The sequence below is a fragment of the Micromonospora sp. HM134 genome (assembly GCF_007833915.1).
GTDB lineage: Bacteria > Actinomycetota > Actinomycetes > Mycobacteriales > Micromonosporaceae > Micromonospora > Micromonospora wenchangensis.
The window spans coordinates 661,403-682,246 of sequence record NZ_CP041061.1 but is presented as its reverse complement, the minus strand read 5'-3'; the positions used below and the strand labels follow the sequence as shown (position 1 = coordinate 682,246).

Sequence of the window (20,844 nt, the reverse complement as noted above, 5' to 3'; positions counted from 1 at the left end):
CCCCGGCGGGCCGGGACGCACGCCGGGCGGCACGGCACCGGGCGGAACCAGGCCGGGCGGACCCGGCCGCATCCCCGGCGGACCCACCCCGGGCGGACCCGGGCGTGCCCCCGGCGGGGCCACCCCGGGCGGCCCGGGGCGTGCCCCCGGGGGCCGGGACGCAGACCGGGCGGGCCGCCGGGCAGGCCGGACGATCCCCGGCCCGTCCCGTCGCCGACCCGCACCACACCCTCGTTGACCGGCGAGCCGCCCGGCGCGGGCGCGATCACCCCGGCGATACGTTGCAGCAGCGTGGGCTTCTGCCGAAGCTCCTGCTCCGCCTCCTGGACCGTCTCGACCGGGATCTTCGGCACGGTCTTCTCGCCGGTCCACTCCAGGAAGCTGCCGCAGGAACCGCAGAAGGTGTCCGCGTCACCGTTGTGGTTGCCGCACTCACGACAGATGATCACGGTCGAGCACCTCCAGGGTCGTCGTCACGTGCGCCGGAACGACCGCGCGGCACAGCTCGTCGAGGGCGTGCCGGGCCACCGCCGCCGGATCGTCCACCCGCACCCGGACATGCACCCGGGCCGGCGGCAGCACGGCCGGCAGCGGCTCCGGCCGGGTCGACCAGGACACCCCGGTCGAGTCGAGGACCTCCACCTCGCCCCCGGTGGCCAGCTCCACGGCCATCCGCAGCCCGACGACCGTCCCGCGCAGCCGGTGCGCGGCCACCGCGCCGGCCACCATCGCGCGCTGCCGCTCGACCGGCCAGTTCTCGTCGAGCTGGGCACCGACCCAGTGGCCGAGCCAGAGCAGGAAATCCGGCGGGGTCAGCTCCGGGTCCAGGTACGCGTCGAGACAGTCGAGGGTGGACAACACCGGTGCGAGCACCTCGTCCAACCCCTCGGTCCAACGCACCAGCAGGTCGTCCTCCTGCAACAGGGCGGGCAGGAAACCGGCGATCGGGTACGGCATCACGACGTCGACCAGGCCCCGCATCAGTTCTCCTCCACCCGGAGCTGGTGGTCGAAGGAGAAGACCAGGCTGTCCGGCTCCAGGTCGATCCGGCCCGCCTCGGTGCCCCGCTCACCGGTCACCGGGTTCGCGGTGAACAGCCGCAGGTCCTCCACCAGCTCCACCCCGCGTACCCGCTGCAACACGGCGAAGAGTTCCCCGGCCTGCACCGGACGCCCGAACGGCCAGCCCCGACCGTCCGGGCCACCGCCGGTCAGCGGGCTGAGGAAGCCGTACAGGGCGGCCAGGCCCTCCTCCCGGACCCGCTCGACGACGACCCGGGGCCGGGCGATCACCCGGGCCACCACGGTCACGCCCCGGTAGCGGGGCGGCTCGACGACCACCCGGGTGCCGATCAGCCGCGTGGCGTCCAGCCGCCCGGCCACCCGGGCGAGGCTCGACTCGGCCGGGATCAGGTCCTCCAGCCGCAGCCGCCCGTCCTCGGCGGGCGCCGCCGGCACCACCAGCAGCCGCGCCACCGGCGGCCCGTCCCCGTTGCTCGGCACGCAGCGGACCCGGGCCAGCTCCGGGGCGGCCTCCCGGGCCAGCACCTCGTGGTCCTCGGCGGTCACCGCGCGACTGCGGCTGCGCAGGGTCAGCGGGCCCCGGCGACGGGCCTCGTCCAGCGTCTCGCCGTCCACCCCGCCGCTGGCCGGGTGCCGGTTCTCCACCCCGGCGACGTACGGGATCGAGGTCCGCAGCGCGGTCACCGCGCCGACGCCGACGTTGCCCCGGCTGCCGCCGCCGACCGCGTACCGGCGCAGCCGCAGCCGACCGCCCCGGGGCGGCACCGCGCCGTAGCGGCGCAGGGTGCCGTCGGGTTGCCGGACCGCCGGGCCGAGGACCACCTCGCCGGCCACCCCGTCGAGCAGGAAGTGCCGGTCCTCGGGGCCGCTGCCGGCGAAGTGCTCGACCGGCGACCACTGCTGCCAGCCGTCGTCGGAACTGACCTCCAGCACCGGGTCGCCGAAGCCGGCCAGCACCGGCCGGCGGGTCAGGGCGAACCGCTGACCGGGCACCCCCTCGGAGTCGCCGAGTTCCTCGTCGTCCACCAGGTCGGCGTGCACCGCCCCGGTGGTGCCGCCGACGGTGTTCGCGGCCAGCCCGAGGACCACCGGGGAGGCGCTGTAGCCGGGCTGACCCTCCTGCGGGGTCACCACCCGGGCCCGCAGCCAACCGGCGAGTACCCCGTCGACCAGGGTCGCCTGGTGTCCGGCGGGCACGTGCAGCAGGATCGCGCCGGGACGGTTCAGCGCCCCGGTCTCGTCCAGCCCGACCTCGCAGCCGAGCCAGCCGTCGGCGCCGCGCGCCTCCCAGCGCAGCGGCGGATGCAGCGGGTTGACCCCGACGCCGTCGACGCGTCCCTCGAACTCCAGCCGCACCGCGCAGCCGCCGACCGCCCGGTCCAGCCCGATCAGCAGTTCGTCGCCGGGCTGCGGCACCGGGGAGAACGCGGCGACCGGGCCGCCCAACTCCAGGGCGCCGGTCTGGTCGGTGATCCCGTCGGCGGTCCGGACCCGGAGCTGGGTCAGCGCGCAGGGCGGCACGGCGAGGTCGGCGAGGGTGGCGAAGACCAGGGGGTCCCCGCCGTCGCCGACGGTCACCGCCCGCGTCCCCGCCGGCACGACCTGGGTGGCGCGGGCCGGCGTGGACAGCCAGAAGGTCAGCGTGGTCCGGGCGGCCGTGGGTGGCACCAGGCGCACCCCGATCAGCTCCAGGAACTTCACGTAGAGCCGGTCGGGCACCCGGTTGAGCCGGTAGATGAGCTGGTCGGTCAGGGACGCGAACGTCTCGATCAGGGTGATCCCCGGGTCGGCCGGGTGCAGGTCCGTCCACTCCGGGCAGCGGTCGGCGATCAGCCGGCGGGCGTCACCGACCAGGTCGGCGAAGCCCCGGTCGTCGAGGTCGGGGGCGGGCAGTGCCATCAGCCGAGCACCCCCGTACCGGTCAGTTCCCGGTCACCGGGGAGGGTCCGCAGGTTGAGCCCGAGGGTGCCCGGCTCGTCGGTGTCGCGTACCCGGTAGCGGATCTCGATGTGCAGCAGCCCGTCGCCGCCGGCCGGGTCCTCGGTGACGGTGACGTCGTCGATCTCGGCCCGGGTCTCCCAGCGTTCCAGCGCGGCGCGCACCTCCACCGCCACGGCCCGCCGGGTCTGCCCGGTGACCGGCTCGAAGACGAAGTCCCGCAGCCGGGAGCCGAACTCCGGCCGCATCGGGCGCTCACCCGGGTAGGTCGCCAGGATCACGCACATCGCCTGCTCCAGCAGGGCGGTGCCGCTGATCGTGGCGAGTCGACCGTTGGGCTGCACCCGCAGCGGAAAGGCACACCCGGTGCCGATGACGTCGGCCTGCATGGCACTCCTCAGTTGAGCTGGATGGGTTTGCCCTTGATGGCGGTCGACGCGGTGCCGCTGATGTTGACCTGCGTACCGCTGATGTCGACCGTCTTGCCCTTGAGCTTCAGGCTGGTGCCGCCGTCGAGGGTGAGGCTGCCGCCCGGACCGGCCTTGATCTCGACGGCGGTCTGTCCGGTGCACTCGATCAGCAACTTGCCGGGTTTGTCGGGCGCACAGCGCAGGGTCACCGTGCCGGCCACCTGGTCCATCGCCAGCGAGAGCTTGTCGCCCCTGGTGCCGAGCACCACGTCGGCGGCGGTCGGCTGCCCCTTGCCGCCGGGCGGCACCTCGTCGTGGAAGACCAACCGGCTGCCCGACGGCGACAGCAGGCCGCGCCGGATCACCGAACTGGTCTGCCCCACCGACTTCACCCCGCTCGACCCCGGCTTCGTCGACGACGTCTGGCCGCCGTCCAGGCCGTAACCGGTGTGCCGGCTGGGCAGGCTGCCCAGCACGTACGGGCGGCGTACGTCGCCGAACTCGAAGGCGACGAGCACCTGGTCACCCGGCTCCGGCACGAAGAACGCGCCACCGGTCGGGCCGGCGAAGAGCTGCCCCACCGGCGCCCAGTCGGTCTCGTGGTCCGGCGACAGCCAGGGCAGCGCCAGGGTGACCCGGCCCAGGTTCTGCGGGTCCTTGACGTTGCTGACCACCCCGCAGACCACCCCGTCGATCCGGGCCGGACCGCCCGGGTCACCGCCGCCGGTGTTCGCCAGTCCGAGCAGCGACCGGTCCTGCGTCCCGCCGATGGTGAACTCGGTGCGGTAGCCCTCCCCGGCCTCGTCGAAGACGTGCCGGGCGGCGCTGAGCGTCCAGGTGCCGGCGAACGGTGCGGGCACCCCGTCCACCTTGACCGCCTTGCCGGCGACCAGCCGGGCGTCGCCCAGCGCCTCCCCCTCCGCCTCGGCGAACCCGCCGCCGATGCTGGCGGCGAGCCCCTTCGCGACCTGGGTGACCGCGCCGTCGGCCCGGCCGGGCACGGGCAGTCCCCGACCGACCAGGACGTGCGCGCGGGGTCCGGGGGCCGGCCCGACGTCACCGACCGCGCTGTTGCCGGCCCGTGGCGGTGCCGGCGCGCCCCGGGGGACGAAGGTGTCGGCCGCCCCGGTCGGCGTCCGGCCGGCCAGGCTCACCCCGTCGGCGGTGGTCGCGGCACGGCTCGCCACGGCCGTCGCCGCGACCGGGTCCCAGGCGCGCACCTCGACCTCGGGGGCGAGGTTGCCGGCGCTGACCCGGGGCAGGAAGCGGCGCAGGTTGCCCCGGAAGGTCAACGGCACCGGGCTGCCGGCCCGGCGGGCGGTGGCCGCCCGGCGGAAGTGGAACCGGTCCCCGTCCGCGCCGATCTCGTAGCCGATCTCCCGGGCGCGGGCGCTGAGGAACTCCCAGTCGGTCTGGGCGACCTGGGAGAGGTGGGCCAGCCGGCCGCTGGTGGCGTCGATCGTGCCGACCGACAGCTTCGCGGCGGTCGCCACCTGCCGGGCGACGTCGGCGTCCGACTGGTTGAGGAAGGTACGGGTCCGCCGCACCCGGTGCAGCCGGTGGTCGTGGGTGTAGCCGCGCACCACCACGTGGGCGCTGAGGTCCACGAAGTGCCCCTCCACGGCGGTCACCTCGCCACTGATCAGCCGGTGCTCGGCCGAGCCGTCCCCGGTCGGGCCGAAGACCTGCACGGCGGTGCCCAGCTCCAGCCCGGCCGTACGCAGCACCCTGCCGTCCAGGTCGGCGAAGGTCAGCTCGAACATGTCCGGCAGGGCGGCCTGGGTGTCCACCACCACCCGTACCAGCTGGTCGGCGGCGGCCGTCGGCAGCGCCCGGCCGGCGGTGCCGACGGTGACCCGGGGACGCAGGGTCGCCGTACCCCAGAGCAGGCCGTGCCGGTCGATCGCGGTCATCGTCCGGCCCCCACTACCGCCGCGCCCCGACGGACGCGCCCCTGGCCTGCGCCCGCATCGGGTCGTCCAGCCCGCTGGCCAGCGCCCGCTGCCGCCACTGCGCCGGGTCGGTCCGCACCGACCGGGTCGGGACCGGACCGCCCCGCTTGGGAAAGATCTCCCCCTCGATCACGATCAGGTCCAGGGTGGCCTGGGCCCGCACCGGCTGCCCCTCACCGTCGAACCGGGTCAGGTTGACGTTCAGCGTGCTCAGGTTGACCGCCATCGACAGCTTTCCCCAGGTGAACGTCAGCCGGGGCAGCTCGATGCCGGTCGCGCTGCGGCTCTGCTCGTCGACGCTCGGCGGGCCGGAGAACGCGATCAGCTTCTGCACGTCCTGGGCCACCCCCGCGCCGACCAGCAGCACCTCGCCGGCCATCACCCGCAACGCGGTGTCGGAGGTGAGTTCCACGCCCCGGCCCCGGCCGACGAGCTGGGAGGCCCGGGAGGAGCGGGTGATGCCCATCTTGGCCGGGTTGTAGGAGAACGCGACCCGACCGAGCGTCGGCGACGACAGGGTGGCGGTCTCCGCCTTGGCCTGCAGGTCGGGAAAGAACCCCTCGTGCACCAGCTCCAGCCGTTCCACGGCGACCTGGTTGCTGTCCGAGGAGAGGTCCGGGCCCGTCCACGACGACGGCCGTACGCCGTAGAGCAGCCAGCTGGTGGCCGGTTCGCCGTCGGCGTCGAGCAGGGTGATCCGGGCGGTGGTCCGGGTGTCGTCGCCGGTGCCGTCCTGCCACGAGCGCAGCACCCCGACCAGCCACTGTTGCAGTTGCGCCGAACTCTCCCGGTGCACCGCCCGTTCCAGCACGATCGGGGCGTAGCTGACCTCGCCGGGCAGGTGGTACTGGCCGACGTAGTCCCCGGTCACCCGGACCACCTCGGGCCGGAAGTCGGCCCGCAGGCCCCGGCAGGAACGCCACAGCCCGATCTGGACGTCACCGATGGTCACCTGGAAACGCATCGCCAGGCCGAGCTTGAGGGTCCGTCTGACCCCCGGCCCGTCGCGGAACATCTGGAGCAGGCCGCCTGCGGCGAGCCCCTGCGCGGTCTGGCTCGGGTCGCCCAGCATCCCGCCGAGCTGCCCTGCGGACACGGCGGCCATCAGAGCGAGAACTTCACGTCGTCGTGCAGGAAGCCGGTGTGCGCCAGCTCCAGGGTCTCGACCGCCACCCCGCTGTGGCTCGGGTCGAGTTCCGACACCGACCAGCCGACGGGGAAGAAGTGCTTCAGGTCCCAGCCGACGATCTTCAGGCCGACGCTGTCGACGAGCTGGATCGTGCCGCTGAGCGGGCGGTACCGGTTGGCCTGCTGGCAGAGCCACTCCTGGACGACCTGCGAGTCGAAGCACACCGCCCGGCTGAGCCTGATCCGGCTGTAGGTCGGCTCACCCACGTAGGTGAAGACGTCGTTGCTGTCCCCGGCCCGGTACTCGCAGACCTGCCAGGTCACCCCCAGCCCGGAGACCCGGGACCAGGAGCCGAGGTTGTACCGCTCGTCGTCGATGACCACGAGGTACCGGTGGTTGACGCCGGTGACCTCGAAGAAGCCGCCCATCAAGCGGGCCGCGGTGGAAAGACCGCCTGCCATCGTTTCGCCCTCCTCGTCGCCTCGTCCTGGCCCCGCATCCGTGCGGGCGTGCCACCTGCCCTGCGTCGTGCCACCTGCCGTGCTCAGCGGAACTGGGTCAGCCGTCCGCTGCGTTCCCGGTCGACCAGCAGTTCCTGCCGCAGCCGTCCGCGTAACCGCCCGTAGAGGCGGCCCGCCAGTTCCTCCAGGTCGTCGGGGTTCTCCAGGTCCACCGGCCGGCCCGGCGACCGGTCCGGCACCCGGTCGGCGTCCCGGTCCAGCCGGGCCGCCGTGGCCCGTCCCCGGTCGGCCACCGTGCGCAGCTCCGCCCGCAGCCGCTCCACCGCGTCGCGTACCTCGGCGATCCGGCCCGCGCTCCGGTCGATCGTGGGTGCCGCCGTCGCGGCGGCCACCTCGGCCCGCAGGGCGTCCGGCGTCGGCCCGGCCGGCTGGTCGGCGGCCCGGTCCTGCTGGTGGTCGAGTTCGCCCCGCACCAGCGCCCGCAGGTCGTCGAGGGTGGCCGCCGGGGTGTCCATCGACGCCCGCTGGAGCGGGTGGGCGGCGGCCGGCGGGCCGGTCGGCGCGGCCGGGGGTACGCCGCCCGCACCGGGGTTCGCCTGCCAGGTCAGCCCACCACCGGGGGTGGTCCCCCAGGTGCCGGCGGTGCCCGGGGGTGTCGGCGCGGCAGCCCCGCCGGTCAGCGGCGCGACGGGTGGCAGCACGCCTCCGACGCCCGGCCCACCGCCGTCGCCGAAGGCGTGCTCGGCGGCGAGCGCCCGCGCCTCCAGGTCCCGGCCGGTGCCTGTCGACTCGGCCGGCGGTGCCGCCCCGAACGTTCGCTGCTGCACCACGTGGGCCAGCTCGTGGGCGAGCAGCGCGCGGGCGGGCGGCGCGTCCAGTGGCCCGGCCGACGCCGGCAGCAGCACCTCGCCGCCCCGGGTCGCCGCCCGCGCCCCGGCCTGCTGCACCACCTCCGTGGCCGCCGCGCCCCGCCACACCGGCACGGCCGCGACGTCCACGCCGTACTGCTGCCGGAAGCCGTCCACCAGGGCGGCCGGGACCTGCTCCGGCAGCTCGGCGACGCCCACCGGAGTGGGCGGCGGTCCCGCGCGGTGCGTCAGCGGCCCGGTCCCCTCCGCCGTGGTCGATGCCGGACCCGGCCGTCCGTCCGCCATCACCGGCGCGGCGGTGACACCCCCCACGGGGTACGCCGGGACCTGCGCGTCCGTGGGTGCGGCCGTCGTCCACGGCTCCGGCCGGTCCACCCACCCGGCCCGCTCCGCCGACGGTACGGGCGGATGCGGCACCGCTTCCACCTGTCCCCGGCCCGGCGGCCCCTGACCGGCCCGGCCGTGATCCCGGTCCACTCCCGACGGAGACCCGGCCGGCGGGGACTGCTCCGGACGCCGGGTGAGAAAGAAGGACGACGGCGGGGACACCGGCTCGGGGTGGTACGTGTCGCGCCCCACCGGCGGGCCTGGCCGGTCGTCCGAGGTGTCGTGCCCCGGCCGGCCCGGTCGGTCGTCCCCGGTGTCGCGGTCCACCACCGAACCCGGTCGGTCGTCCAGGAGGTCGCCCTCCGTCGCCGAAGCCGGCAGCTCGTCCGCGATGTCGGCCCGCGCCGCCGAAGCCGGCCGGTTGTCCGTGCTGTCACGCCCCGCCGGGCCCGGCCGGCGCTCCGGGGCCGGCAGCTCGGCGCGGTCCGCGATGGGCCGGCCCTGCGACGGCGGCTGCCCGGCCGGGTCCGCGTCCCGGCTCGGTGCCGTGGCACCCGTGGCCGGCGAGGTCACGCCGCCCGGAGTCCGTCCGGCCGGCTGCGCCCGCTGTGCGGGTGCCGGTCCGACCACGGCACCGGCCCCGTCGAGCGTCCCGCCCCGGTGCTCCGCCGGCCCGGTCGGCTGCACCGGGTCCTCCGGGCGGTTGCCCACCGGCCGGTCCTGCCCGCTGCCCGCCGAGCCGTCCCGCCGACGGGCGGCGGGGACGCCCCGGTCGGTGCCGGTGGCATCGTCCAGGTCGGCCCGGCCACCCGGTTCGGCCTGGTCCTGGGCGGCGGACCCGGCGAGCTGTCCCATGACAGCGGTGGGCGGGGCGGTCGCGCCAGTCTGGTCGGCTGGTCCCTGTGCCGCCGGCTCCGGGACCGGTCGGGCGTCGGCTCGCCGGCCGGTGCGGCCCCGGCGTCCGGCGAAGGCCACCTCGACCGGGCGCACCTCACCGGCCGACGGCGGGGTCCCCTCCGGGTCGCTCCGACCGTCGTGACCCGGGGCGGCGGTGGCCGCGCCCCGGCCGGTGCCGGTGTCCGGCTGCGCCGGTCGGGCACGGCCGCCGCCGGCCGACGCCCGGGACTCCTCCGCTGCCCGGGTGGCCTCCGCCGCCAGATAGGCGACCTCGAATCCCGGCGGCGGCCAGACCTGCGCGGTGGGCAGGCCGGCGGCGGCGAACTGCGCTGCGGTCCGGGCCGCTGCGGCATCCGCCCCGGCCCCGTCGGATCGCCCGGCGGACGTCCGTCCCTGCGGCTCCTGCGACCCATCCGGCGGGCTCGACGCCGGGAAGGCTCCCTCTCCGCCGGGCCTGTGGTCGGGAGTCATGCCTTGGTTCGGTGCCGGACCCTGCATCGCGGTCGGGCCGTATGTGTCGGTCGGGGCCCGGAACGCAGTCGGGTCCGGTGCCCGGGGCGCGGCCTGCAACGGCCGGTCGGGCTCGCGGACGGCCCCCGCCGGCGGGCCGCCCCACCCGGTCGGATCGGCGGGCGACGGCGTCTCGGTCGCCGGACCGGCAACCGGATGCGTGACCGGAAGGTGGCCGTCCGCCCAGGTGAACCGCGACGCGTCGTCCCCGCCCAGCGGTGCCCGGTACGCCACCGGCCCGACCGGCCACGGGTTATCCGGCCCGGTCACCACCGGCCGGGCCGAATCGGGCAGCGTCCATCCGGCCGGAACGGGCTGCGTCCATCCGGCGGGAGCAGAAGGCGTCCACCCGGCCGGAACGGAAGGCGTCCACCCGGGCGCAGCGGTCGGCGGGCGGTGGGGCGCAGCGGTGTCGTACCGGATCAGGGTCGGCTCGGTGGCCGCAGCCGGCCCGACGGACGGCGCGGAGGCAACCGGGGCCGGGCCGGCGAACGCCGGCTGAGCGGCGGCGGTCGGGGGCAGGGACGGGCCCGTCCCCGGCGGCGGGATGGTCACCATCGCCGAGGCGGGTGCCACGGTCAGCAAGGGCAGGCCCGGGACGACCGGATACCGGTCGGTGGGCACCTGCGACGCGACCGGAGCAGGCGCCGCGACCGGAATCGGCAGCGCGACCGGAACAGGTGGCGGTACCCCGACCGGCCGGCGGCGACGCGGCCAGAACGGCTGTCCGGGCCGTAACGACCAGGCCATGTCCACCTCCTTCAGGTTCCGGTACGGGTGTGCGGGGTCGGGCCGCCGGGGTGGGTCAGGATTCGCCCGGTCGGCCGCCGGCCAGGTCCACCGCGAAGCGTCCCCCGCAGTGGGGGCAGGCCACCTCGGCCCCGGTGTGCCCCTGCTGGTTGATCCGCCGGTAGAGGTCCTGGAGGAAGGCCAGGTCGGAGGCGAAGAGGTGCTCGATCACGTCGACGTCGACGGCCTTCACCCCGCCGATGCGGGTGACCGTCCGGGCGAGCAGCAGCACGGTGAGGAACGCCGGATTCTGGCGTACCCGGGGATCGCCCTGGGGGGTGATCTCGTCGCGGGCGGTGGCCAGCCGCATGGTGCCCTCGCGGTGCACCCCGCCCCGGTCGTCGACCAGCCCGCGCGGCAGCACGAACGGGTACTCGGTCCGCAGGCCCGCCGCCGGTCCGGCGGCGGGCTCGGCGAGGCTAGATCCGCGCATTGAAGTCGAACAGGTCGTCGCACATCAGCGTGACCGTCTGGTAGACGATGTCGGTGGCCCCGGCCTTGACCCCGCTGACCTCCACCCGCGACGGCCAGGCGTTGGTCATCATGTACGTCAGCCGGGCGTCGCCGTTGAGGTCGTCACCGGGGCCGTAGAGCTTCAACGCGCAGTCCCGGTAGGCGTCGTACATCATGTTGCGCACCTTCTGGTGCCAGAGCCACAGGTCGCCGTTGAGGTCGAGGCCCCGCTTGAGGGTGACCGTCGGCGGCTTGGTCCGACCGAAGTGCCGGGAGAAGATCGGCCCGGTGGTGCCGGCGGCCATGTACTCCGCGTTCTCCACCTCGCTGCTGATCCCGACCAGTTCGGCGAAGTTGATCGCCGACATGCCCGGCACCTCCAGCCGGAAGACGGCGGCACTGATGATCTGGGTGTTCTGCTTCGGGTCCTGGGTACCCTGACCGGCCATGCTCGTTTCTCCTGGTCTCGTCGTCGCTCAGGTCGGGTGCTCGCCGCCGGGGCCGGTCAGTCGCCGGAGCCCTGGGAGAGCTGGGAGAGTCGGAACACCACGAACTCGGCCGGCTTGACCGGGGCGATGCCGATGTCGACGGTGAGGATGCCGGCGTCGAGGTTCTCCGGCGGGTTGTTCTCGGCGTCGCACTTGACGAAGAACGCCTCGGACCAGGTGTCGCCCATCAGCGCGCCGCTGCGCCAGACCCGGCGCAGGAACATCGTGATGACCCGGCGCACCGCGTCCCAGAGGCGGGGGTCGTTGGGCTCGAAGACCACCCAGTTGGTGCCGAGCAGGATCGACTTCTCGATCCAGTTGAACAGCCGCCGGACGTTGAGGTAACGCCACTCGGCGTCGCTGGACAGGGTGCGCGCCCCCCAGATCCGGATGCCCTGCCCGGGGAAGGCCCGGATGCAGTTGACCCCGATCGGGTTGAGCTGGTCGTGTTCGCCCTTGGTGAGCCCGCTCTCCAGGGCGAGCGCACCCCGGATGATCTCGTTGGCGGGTGCCTTGTGGACGCCCCGGGTGTCGTCGTTGCGGGCCCAGACACCGGCGACGTGCCCACTGGGCGGCATGAAGACCGCCCGGCCCTGCGCCGGGTCCATCACCTTGACCCAGGGCCAGTAGAGGGTCGCGTACTTGGAGTCGTAGCCGGCGACGTCCATCCGCCATTCCTTGAGGCGCTGCGGGTGCAGGCCGGGCGGCGGGTCGAGGATGGCCACCCGGTCACCCATCAGCTCGCAGTGCGCGATCATCGCCAACTGGACGGCCTTGAACGCCTCGTCGTCGATGGCACCCTGCTGGTGGGCGGCGGCCAGGTCGGGGACGCAGAGCATGGTGATGTCCTCGATCGCCTCCAGTCCGGCGAAGCCGGTCCGGTCGCTGACGTCACCGACGTAGTCCTCAGCGCGTACCCGCAGGTCGCCGGTGCCGGTCGTGGTGGCCGGCAGCGCGGGCGTGGCGAGGGTGATCTCGGCGCCGCGTCGGGGCGGGGCGAGGGTCGCGCCCTTCGCCTCCTCGATCTGGATCAGCTTGGACTGCTGGCGGACGGCGGTGACCACGTTGCCCGCGCCCCGCTTGGTGGTCAGGTTGTCCAGCGTCTCGACCGGCTTGCCGGCCTGCTTGACGACGAGCTTGAACGCGTCGTCGCCCCCCTCGGAGGCGTCGGTGACCTCGACCGAGAGGTCCTGGCCGGCCGGGCCGGGCAGGGCCGCCCGGACGGTGAAGGAGAGCCGGCCGTTGTCACCGGCCGCCGGTACGGCCGCAGCCGCGTACGACTCACCGGCGGCGGCGTCGGCGGAGTCCGCGCCGGCACCACCCACCCGGACCACGTACGCGGAGCCGCCCCCGTTGAGGAAGTAGCCGTAGACCGACAGCGGCAGGAAGCTGCCCGCCACGAAACCACCGAAGGTGCGGGTGTACTGCGTCCAGTTCGTGATCAGCGTGGGCTCGTCGACCGGCCCCTTCTCGGCGAAGCCGACGAACGCGGCGACGGCCGTCCCGACCGCCTCGATCGGCCTCGACCCGGAGGAAACCTCCTCCACGTAGACGCCCGGCGACAGATACGTCGGCATCGAACCTCCTGTACGACGGTGTGATGGGGCCGAGCCTGCCAACGTCGACCGGCCACCAGGGCTGCCCGCCGGGACGCCGCCGGGGTAGGCACCACTGCCCCCAAGGGCAACCGATCCGCCCCGACGGCCTGCCCAGCCGCCGCCCGCGCTCCCGTTCGGGCAGCCGGCAGGGTTGACGGATGATCTGGGATGTCGACCTGTCGGTCCGGGCCTGGCTGGGCCACTACCTGCCGGCGGACGTGCCGGTCGTCTTCGACCCGCCGGACCGGTGCGCGCAGCGCGCCGACGGTGACCTGGTCTCGGCGTTCCTGCTGGACGTCGAGGAGGACTCCGCGGGCGTCTCGGCGACCTGGGACGAGCTGCGCGACGCCGACGGCCAGCTCGTCGGGCGTCGCCCGCCGGGCCGCCGCTACCGGTTCAGCTACCTGTTGACCGCCTGGGCCGCCGACACCGAGCGGGAGCACCGGCTGCTGGGTGACCTGCTGGTGGGCTGCGCGAGCTGCACCGCCCTGCCGTCGGGGTTCCTGACCGGTGCGGTGGCCCGCGCCAACCAGCCGGTGGTGGTGCGCAGCGCGCCCCGGCGGGAGGGGGACACCGGTTCCGCCTGGGTGGGCTACGGCGGGACCGCCCGGACCGGGCTGCACCTGCAACTGCTCGTGCCGTTCGTGCCGGAGACGCAGACGGACCTGGCTCCGCCCCCGCGCGAGGTCAGCGTCAACAGCGGCGGCGGCCGGCCCGCCGGCCCCGGCGGGGTGGCGGGCCGACGGCCGAGGGGCGGGATCAGCGAGCCGCGCTGACGGCCCGCTGCCCGATCAGGCGTTCCGCTGCCCGTTCAGGTAGCCACGGCTGCCCCTTGGTGTTCCTCGTTCGTGGTTCTGCCGGCCCCGCCCGCGCGGCGAGACTGCCCGCATGAGTGTCGCTGTGGGACTTGTCGAGACCGACCTCACCGTCGCCGCCGGCGGCACGGTCGGCTGCACCGTCCGGGTGCGTAACACCGCCGCCGTCGTCGACCAGTTCACCCTGGACGTGGTCGGTGACGCCGCACCGTGGGCCGAGGTCGAGCCGGCGACGATGAACCTGCTGCCCGGCACCGAGCAGGAGGCGCGGGTGACGTTCACGCCGCCGCGTGCGGCGACCGTGCCGGCCGGCAGCGTCGATTTCGGGGTACGGGTCCGGGGGCGGGAGAACCCCGAGGGTTCGGTGGTCGAGGAGGGCACCGTCACCGTGCAGCCCTTCGTGGAGCTGGCGACGGAGCTGGTGCCCCGTACCTCCCAGGCGCGGCGCGCCGCCCGGCACCAGCTGGTGATCGACAACACCGGCAACGTCGAGACCACGGTCGAGGTGCTGCCCGCCGACCCGGACCGGTTGCTGACGTTCCGGGTGCTGCCGGCCGCGCCGGTGCTGCGGCCGGGCACCGCCACGTTCGTGAAGCTGCGGGTACGCCCCCGGCGGCGGTTCCTGCTCGGCCCGGACCGCAACCTGCCGTTCCAGGTGGCGGTGACCCGTCCCGACGCCGAGCCGATCACCAGCGACGGACTGCTGGTGCAGCGGTCCGTCCTGCCGGCCTGGTCGCCCCGGGTGGTGCTGGTGGCCGCTGCGGTGGCGGTGGCCCTGGTGGGGCTCTGGTTCGCGGTGCTCAAGCCCACCGTGCAGTCGACCGCCAAGGAGGCCGCGCAGGTGGAGACCAAGGAGTTGTCCCAGGAGGTCGCCGAGGTGAAGACCCAGGCCAGCGAGGCGGCGCAGACCGCCGAGAAGGCCGAGAAGGTGGCCAACGTCGCCGCTGGCGTCAGCCCCAAGCCGAGCGCGTCACCGAGCCCGACGACCGACACCGGGAAGGGCAACGGCAACGGGCCGGGCGGCCAGGCCGGGACGCTGGACAACGCCGATCCGGAGACCGCCGCCGACTTCCGGGTGGCGACCAGCGCGTCGCCGACCACCGCCAACGAGTTCACCCTCTCCACCTACCGGCCGGCCGAGAAGAAGGTGCTGTGGGTGACCGACATCGTGTTGCAGAACCCGCACGGCGACGCCGGCCTGCTCCAGGTGCGGCGGGGCGACACCGTGCTGCTGGAGACCGGCCTGAACAACTTCCGGGACCTGGACTACCACTTCGTCCAGCCGTTGCGGTTCTCCGCCGGCCAGCCGGTGACGGTCGCGGTGAAGTGCGCGAACCCGGGCACCACGGCGTGCACCCCGGCCGCCTACTTCGCCGGTCAGCTCGTGCCGGTCGCGCCCACCCCGAGCCCCTCCCCCAGCCGATGAGCGACCCGCACCCCGCTGCCCGGCGGGCCCCCGGCCCGTACCCCCCCGACACCGCCGACCCGACCGACACCACCCACTCGGAGGGCAACGGCCACCCGGCCGACACCGGCCGCACCGTCCACCCCGGGCCGGTCCGTGCGGCGGTCCGCTCCCGCGACCCGATCTCCCAGGCCGGGGTGACGGCCCAGCTCGGCACCGTCGGGGCGGACGAACCCGCCGGTGCGCGGCCGGTCGTGGTGGCCGGCCCCGACGACGACCCGGACATCCTGGTGATCGTCGCCGACACGGTGGACGGGTGGCTGCTGGCCCAGCTCGACGCCCTGACCGGGCGGCCGGCCCCCCGACCGGTGCTGGTGGTGGGGCAGCTCGACGACACCGCCGGCCTCCAGGCGATCGAGGCGGGCGGCCTGAGCCTGGTACGCCGTTCGGAGAGCACCGCCACCCTGCTGCGCGAGGTGGTCCGGGCCGCCGCCCGGGGCGAGGCGAGGCTCCCCACCGACCTGCTCAGCTCGCTGCTGACCCGGGTGGGTCGGGCGCAGCGGCAGGTGTTGGCGCCCCGGGGGTTGACCATCCTGCCGCTGTCGCCGCGTCAGCTCGCCGTGCTCCGGATGATCGCCGCCGGGGCGGACATCGCGACGATCGCCCGGGAACTGTCCTACTCGGAACGCAGCATCAAGAACATCGTGCACGAGATCACCACCCAGTTGGGCGTACGCAACCGCACCCAGGCGGTCGCGCACGCCATCCGCGAGGGGCTGATCTGATCCCGTCCCGTCGGTTCAGGGGAGGTCGTCATCGTGGGCGTACCTGCGGCGAAGCTCGGTGACAAGGTGGTCGGCACCGACACGCACATCATCATGGTGCCCTCACCGACCGGGCCGGTGCCGACACCCACCCCGATGCCGTTCGCCGGGACGATCGCCAACGGGTGCAGCACCGACGTGCTGATCGAGGGCAAGCCGGCCGCCGTCGTCGGCAGCGTCGCGGTGAACGCCCCGCCGCACGTGCCGACCGGTGGGCCGTTCCAGACCCCGCCGAACAACCAGGGCACGATCATCGCCGGCAGCCCGCTGGTGCTGATCAACGGCAAGCCGGCGGCCCGGCACGGCGACAAGGTCAACACCTGCAACGATCCCGCGCCGCTGCCGGCCGGCAGCATCGTCGCCACCGGTCAGGTGCTGGTCGGCTGAGCAGGCCGCGTTCCCGGGGCGACCCGGGTCCGGGGTGCCCGGACGGGTGGGCCGGTCAGCGGCGGCGGGTGAACGGCCCCGGCTGGGCGGTCGCCGACTGCACCAGGAACGTACCGCTGGTCACCTGGCCGACCGCCGGCACCGAGGCGAGCGCGGCCCGGGGGCCGGCGAGCCCCTCCTCGAAGACCACCATCGGCACCGCGAACCGGCCGGACGCGTCGGCGACCGCCGTCACCGTGCCGGTGCCGTCGACCCAGCCGACCAGCACCTCGGCACCCGCCGGGAAGCCCTGGCCGAGCGCGGTGACCACCTGGCCGGGACGGCCGACGCCCGGGTTGAACTGCAACGTCGGGCTGCGGCCCGAGACGCTCAGGGCCAGCGACTGGGCGGCGACCCCGCCGGTGTCGGTGGCGCTGGCGAGGCTGAGCACCGACGTCGCGGCACCGATCGCCCGGGGGGTGGCGGTGAGGGCCATCGTGCAGGACCGGGCGACGGCCAGCACCCCGGCGCAGGTGGAGCCGGTGACCGCGAAGACCGCCGGGAGGGGTTGTTCGGCGAGGGCGGCGGCCACGGTCAGCGGGTAGTCGCCGGTGTTGGTGAGGGTCACCGTCCGGGCCGCCGAGGGCACCCCGAGCGGGACCTCGCCGAGGTCGAGCGTGGCGGCGTCGGAGTGCAGCACGGGTACGTCAGGTGCCGCCCCGCTGACGGTCACGGTCAGCCGCTCCGGCTCCCCCTGGACGATGCCGTCCACGGACACGTCGAGCCGGCAGGCGTACTCCCCGTTGCGGGCTGCGGCGTCTACCGCGACGGCGATGGTCAGGTCGACGGTGCCGCCGCTGTCGACGGTCTGCTCGGCCGGGGTGACGGAGGCCGTGAGCTGCGGGTCGCAGTCGGTGACGCGGGCGGCGACGGTGCTCTGGATGGCGCGGACGCCGGCCAGGATGGCGTTGGAGACCTCGGACGGGCCGGCGGCGTTGAGCAGCACGCCCCCGGTCTGCCGGGTGATCTCGGTGAACTGTCCGGTCTGGTCCAGGGAGTAGCTGCCCGGGTTGCCGACGTCCACGGCCACCACCCGGACGCCCCGGGTGGTCAACGCCTGGATGGTGCCGGCGAGGTCGTGGCCGACGCTCGGGTCGTGCGACGGCGCGTCCCCGAAGATCACCACGATCGGGCTGCTCTCGGCCCGCAGGGTGACCGCTCCGGTGGCGACGGCGTGCAGGGCGTTCAGGCCGGCCTCCGGGTCGTCGCCGCCGCCCCCGGCGGTCCAGACGTTCACCGCGTCCTGCACCTCGGACGGCTCGGCGGTCAGGTCCCGGTTGAGCCGGAAGACGAACTCGTCGCCCTCGTCCCGGAACTCGGCGACCGCGAAGCGGGCGTCGGGCTGGACGCCGCTGATGTCGTCGACAATCCGCTTCGCGTTGACCCGGACGTCGTTCAGCGCCGCCTGCATGCTGCCGGTCGTGTCGGCGAGCAGCACCACGTCGGGGCGGGGCGGGATGGTCGCGGTGGTCACCGTGCGGGTGACCACCGCCGAGCCGCCGGGGGTCAGCCCGAGGGTCGTCCCGGCGGGTTCGCCGACCAGGGGGGCGACGCCGTCGCCCACGCTGATCCGCAACGCCGGGCCGCCGGCCGGTCGCGGTGCCGCGAAGAACTCGGCGTACGCGGCCGGCGGTGCACTGGCCACCAGGACTGCCACCACAGCGAACGCCGACGCGGCGCGCAGGGAACGGGACGCTGACGCTGCCATGGTGGACAGTGAACGCGGCCCGACCGGGTCGACCGGGACCGTGCGGGAAGTTCTGCGGGCAGTCCCGCCTGCCCGTTCGGGCACCGCCCCGGCGCCCCCGCCGGCTGTCACCCTACTGCGGGCGGGCCGTCAGCACCCGGACGTCCAGCCCGCCGGAGCAGCGCCGGACGACCGCCGCGACGCTCTGCTCGTGGCTGGTCTTCACCGGGTCGACAGTGAAGTACGCCTTGCGACCCCGGCCGTGGCGCACCACGTAGCTCTCGGCCGTGCCACCGGCCCACGGGTCCCCGAACGTCTTGAGCACGTTGTAGATCGGGGTGTCCATGTCGCTCTCGTCGGTGTAGAACATCACCAGGTCCTTGAACTGCACGTAGTGCGCGTACGCCCCCTCGTCGGTGAGGGTGGCGATGATCCCGGTGTTGTGCGCGTTGAGGGCCGAGTCGATCGTCACCGTGATGAAGACGTGCTGCGGGAAGACGTGGATGGTCAGCCGGTCGTCCCGGTACATGCGGGGCATCCGGTTCATCGCCGCCCCGATCATGGTGGCGAGTTCGTCCACGTCCACCCCCCACGCGCTGACCAGGGCCTGGGTCTGCGCCCAGGAGTAGTGGCCGGGCAGGTTCGAGTTGGCCTCCGGGTTCAGGGTGAAGGCCACCCCGATCTTGAACTCGTTCTGCTGCCACTCCGGCGCGTCCTCCCCCTCCACCAGCGGCTCCGCGAACCGGACCGACTTCGCCGGGGCGGGGGGCGCCACCAGGTCGTCGTCGGACGCGATGTGGCCGAACGCCCGGTCGTAGCCGGAGTAGTCGTAACTCTCCTCCTCGCTCTCCCGGTCGCTCTCCTCCTCCTTGCCCCTGCCCTGCTGCCGGAGCGCCTCCTCGGCGAGGGCCTGGCAGGAGGCCACGAAGGCGGGCATCACCTCGGGGACGGACAGCGCCATGACGGCGGCCTGCTGCACCTCCTCCCGCCAGAGCGCGAACAGCTGCTCGTCGTCGCGCAGCAGCTCGGCCAGCGTCGCGAAGTCGTCGTCGTCCCGGAGTTCGACAGGCACGTCCGGGTACCGTCGGGCGGTCTCCGTCAGCGCCGTGTTCATCGCCCAGTCGTCCCACGGCCGGGGCAGTTGACGCTCGAACGTGTCAAGCGTCGCCCGCGCGTCGTCGCCGTGCCGGTAGGTGACCAGCAGGTACTCCAGGCTGCGGATCAGGTCGTGGCGGTCCGGGTGCATCTGCTCGATCCACCGGCCGAACATCCGGGTGCCGTAGTCGGCGTCGAGGACGGTGGCGAACTCGACAAGCTGGAAGTAGTCCGGGCTCTGCGTGGCATCGTCCCAGTAGTTCTCTTCCCAGGTCATGACCGCTCTTTTCGGATCGGCGACAGTCGACCCGGCCACCCTGCCGCGACCCCGGCCGCCGCGGTACGCGGGCACCGGCCGTCTTAGGGGCAGTCCCCCCTGCCCCCGCGGGCAAGCCCGGTGCTGGGGTCAGCGCCGCGCGGCCGGTGGCCCGCTCACGCCGGCCGGCACCGGCGCAGCACGCCGTCGGTGACCGCGGCGAGTTCCCCGGTGCCCCGGTGCAGGCAGGTCGGCACGAAGCCGGGCACCGTCGCGGTGCGGTGCCCGGTCAGCGGGTCCCAGGCGTGCAGGCCGTCGGAGTGCGCCGAGTAGAGCCGCCGGGCGTCGGAGAACCAGGCCCCGGCAGGCCCGGCGAAGGTGGTCAACTCGCGGCCCGAGGCCACGTCGAACAGGCGTACGCCGGGCAGCATCGTCTCGTCGTCGTCGCCGATGCCACCGACGGCCAGCAGCGTGTCACCGACGAAACAGAGCGGCCCGTTCCAGTGGTAGTCGCGGTGGCACAGCGCCCGGCGGGTCGGCCCGTCCTCGGACTCCCACACGTTGCCGTCCAACCACGGGCGCAGCGCCCACACCGAGGGCACACCCACCGGATGCCAGACCCAGCCGTCGTCGGCGAGGACCTGCCCGTCCGGGGAGCAGAGCAACCGGCCGTGGAAGTAGTCGAGATGGTGCGCCGGCCGGTCCTGCTCCGACGTCTTCTCCAGTTCACGCGGTGTCAGCAACTCGCCGGTGGCCGGGTCGCTGACGTCGAGCCGGTTCCATCGGGTGCGGTGCACCACCACCGGCCGGCCGTCGACCCGGGCGAAGGCCAGCGCGAACGGCACCGTGTTCGCGTGGTAGTCCCCGCCGTCGAGGGCGAGCGTCACCGCACCGCCCCGGTCGAGGTCCACCACCCGCCCGTACCGGCCGAAGTCGTTGACCACGGCCGCGAAACGACCACATTCGGAGACGTGCAGACTGCGTCGTAGCTGGCGGTCCATCCACGGCTGCTGCCCCGGCTCGTCGACCAGCTCTACGGTGGCCAACACGGTGGCCCGGTCGTCGTCCGGGTCGAGCGCGACGATCGTGCCGTCGGCGGTGAGCACCAGCCAGCGGGAGCCGTCGGCGTCGTCGACCGGGGCGAGATCGGTCACCTGCCCCAGTGACGCCGGCAGCGGCCAGTCCGACACCGTCAGGTCGAGCGGTTCCGGCCGTTCCAGGATCTCCGGCTCGCCTCGCCAGCCCAGCAGTTCCCCGTCCTCGACGAGCCGGTCGACGCACCCCTCGCACACCACGACCAGCGCGGCCGACCCACCGGCCTCCCCGCACTCCCGGCAGACCAGGTCGAAGGCCAGCCCGCGCCCGGTGAGCAACCGGAAGCACGCCACCTCCCGGTCCTCCGGTACGGCGACCAGGTGGGAGCAGACCCGGCTGGTGGCCGCATCCGCCGGATGCCCGCACGGCAGTGTCAGCACGGCAGCACCCTATCCGGC

Annotated in this window: 17 protein-coding genes; 4 read left to right on the top strand and 13 right to left on the bottom strand. The window is 74.5% G+C overall.

Annotation, left to right across the window (positions count from 1 at the left end):
• Positions 1–432 precede the first annotated feature (432 nt).
• The 10 genes from FJK98_RS03435 to FJK98_RS03390 all read right to left on the bottom strand — a co-directional run bounded on the left by FJK98_RS03435 (position 433) and on the right by FJK98_RS03390 (position 12,822).
• On the bottom strand, positions 433–981 hold the full coding sequence (locus FJK98_RS03435; protein ID WP_145917722.1) for a phage tail protein: 549 nt from the start codon (positions 979–981) through the stop codon (positions 433–435).
• Positions 981–2,921, bottom strand: a complete 1,941-nt coding sequence (locus FJK98_RS03430; RefSeq protein ID WP_145917721.1) for a putative baseplate assembly protein — start codon at positions 2,919–2,921, stop codon at positions 981–983. Before FJK98_RS03430 ends, FJK98_RS03435 begins: the two co-directional genes overlap by 1 nt.
• Positions 2,921–3,349 (bottom strand): GPW/gp25 family protein, encoded by a 429-nt coding sequence (locus FJK98_RS03425; RefSeq protein WP_088643773.1) that lies wholly within the window; start codon positions 3,347–3,349, stop codon positions 2,921–2,923. The genes FJK98_RS03430 and FJK98_RS03425 overlap by 1 nt, the downstream gene beginning before the upstream one ends.
• An 8-nt stretch (positions 3,350–3,357) precedes the next feature.
• Positions 3,358–5,283 carry a phage baseplate assembly protein V gene (locus FJK98_RS03420; RefSeq protein ID WP_145917720.1) on the bottom strand — a complete coding sequence of 642 codons (1,926 nt, stop codon included), beginning with the start codon at positions 5,281–5,283 and terminating at the stop codon, positions 3,358–3,360.
• A 13-nt stretch (positions 5,284–5,296) separates the two neighbouring features.
• Positions 5,297–6,418: a phage tail protein gene (locus FJK98_RS03415; protein ID WP_168222374.1), complete on the bottom strand. Its 1,122-nt coding sequence runs from the start codon at positions 6,416–6,418 to the stop codon at positions 5,297–5,299.
• Between the two features lie 8 nt (positions 6,419–6,426).
• Positions 6,427–6,912, bottom strand: coding sequence for a phage tail protein (locus FJK98_RS03410; protein WP_088643770.1), 486 nt, complete (start codon positions 6,910–6,912; stop codon positions 6,427–6,429).
• An 83-nt stretch (positions 6,913–6,995) separates the two neighbouring features.
• Positions 6,996–9,476 (bottom strand): DUF4157 domain-containing protein, encoded by a 2,481-nt coding sequence (locus FJK98_RS03405; protein WP_145917718.1) that lies wholly within the window; start codon positions 9,474–9,476, stop codon positions 6,996–6,998.
• Between the two features lie 844 nt (positions 9,477–10,320).
• On the bottom strand, positions 10,321–10,737 hold the full coding sequence (locus FJK98_RS03400; protein WP_145917717.1) for a hypothetical protein: 417 nt from the start codon (positions 10,735–10,737) through the stop codon (positions 10,321–10,323).
• A complete protein-coding gene (locus tag FJK98_RS03395; protein ID WP_088643766.1) occupies positions 10,724–11,206 on the bottom strand; it encodes a phage tail protein in 483 nt (160 codons plus the stop codon). The genes FJK98_RS03400 and FJK98_RS03395 overlap by 14 nt, the downstream gene beginning before the upstream one ends.
• A 56-nt stretch (positions 11,207–11,262) precedes the next feature.
• Positions 11,263–12,822, bottom strand: coding sequence for a phage tail sheath subtilisin-like domain-containing protein (locus FJK98_RS03390; protein ID WP_145917716.1), 1,560 nt, complete (start codon positions 12,820–12,822; stop codon positions 11,263–11,265).
• A gap of 179 nt (positions 12,823–13,001) precedes the next feature.
• Between FJK98_RS03390 and FJK98_RS03385 the strand changes: the two genes are divergently transcribed.
• The 4 genes from FJK98_RS03385 (at position 13,002) to FJK98_RS03370 (ending at position 16,274) form a co-directional block, all read left to right on the top strand.
• Positions 13,002–13,619 carry a Pvc16 family protein gene (locus FJK98_RS03385; RefSeq protein WP_145917715.1) on the top strand — a complete coding sequence of 206 codons (618 nt, stop codon included), beginning with the start codon at positions 13,002–13,004 and terminating at the stop codon, positions 13,617–13,619.
• A gap of 112 nt (positions 13,620–13,731) precedes the next feature.
• Positions 13,732–15,084 (top strand): hypothetical protein, encoded by a 1,353-nt coding sequence (locus FJK98_RS03380; protein ID WP_145917714.1) that lies wholly within the window; start codon positions 13,732–13,734, stop codon positions 15,082–15,084.
• Positions 15,081–15,848, top strand: a complete 768-nt coding sequence (locus tag FJK98_RS03375; protein WP_145917713.1) for a response regulator transcription factor — start codon at positions 15,081–15,083, stop codon at positions 15,846–15,848. Before FJK98_RS03380 ends, FJK98_RS03375 begins: the two co-directional genes overlap by 4 nt.
• Before the next feature lie 33 nt (positions 15,849–15,881).
• A complete protein-coding gene (locus tag FJK98_RS03370) occupies positions 15,882–16,274 on the top strand; it encodes a PAAR domain-containing protein (protein WP_145917712.1) in 393 nt (130 codons plus the stop codon).
• Positions 16,275–16,329: 55 nt separating this feature from the next.
• Here FJK98_RS03370 and FJK98_RS03365 read toward each other — a convergent pair whose 3' ends face one another.
• The 3 genes from FJK98_RS03365 to FJK98_RS03355 form a co-directional block, all read right to left on the bottom strand.
• The gene (locus tag FJK98_RS03365; protein ID WP_145917711.1) at positions 16,330–18,021 is read right to left on the bottom strand and encodes a choice-of-anchor D domain-containing protein; all 1,692 of its coding nucleotides are present in this window, start codon (positions 18,019–18,021) and stop codon (positions 16,330–16,332) included.
• 112 nt (positions 18,022–18,133) lie between these two features.
• Positions 18,134–19,372 (bottom strand): hypothetical protein, encoded by a 1,239-nt coding sequence (locus FJK98_RS03360; protein ID WP_145917710.1) that lies wholly within the window; start codon positions 19,370–19,372, stop codon positions 18,134–18,136.
• 155 nt (positions 19,373–19,527) lie between these two features.
• A complete protein-coding gene (locus FJK98_RS03355; protein WP_145917709.1) occupies positions 19,528–20,826 on the bottom strand; it encodes a hypothetical protein in 1,299 nt (432 codons plus the stop codon).
• Between the last annotated feature and the right edge of the window lie 18 nt (positions 20,827–20,844).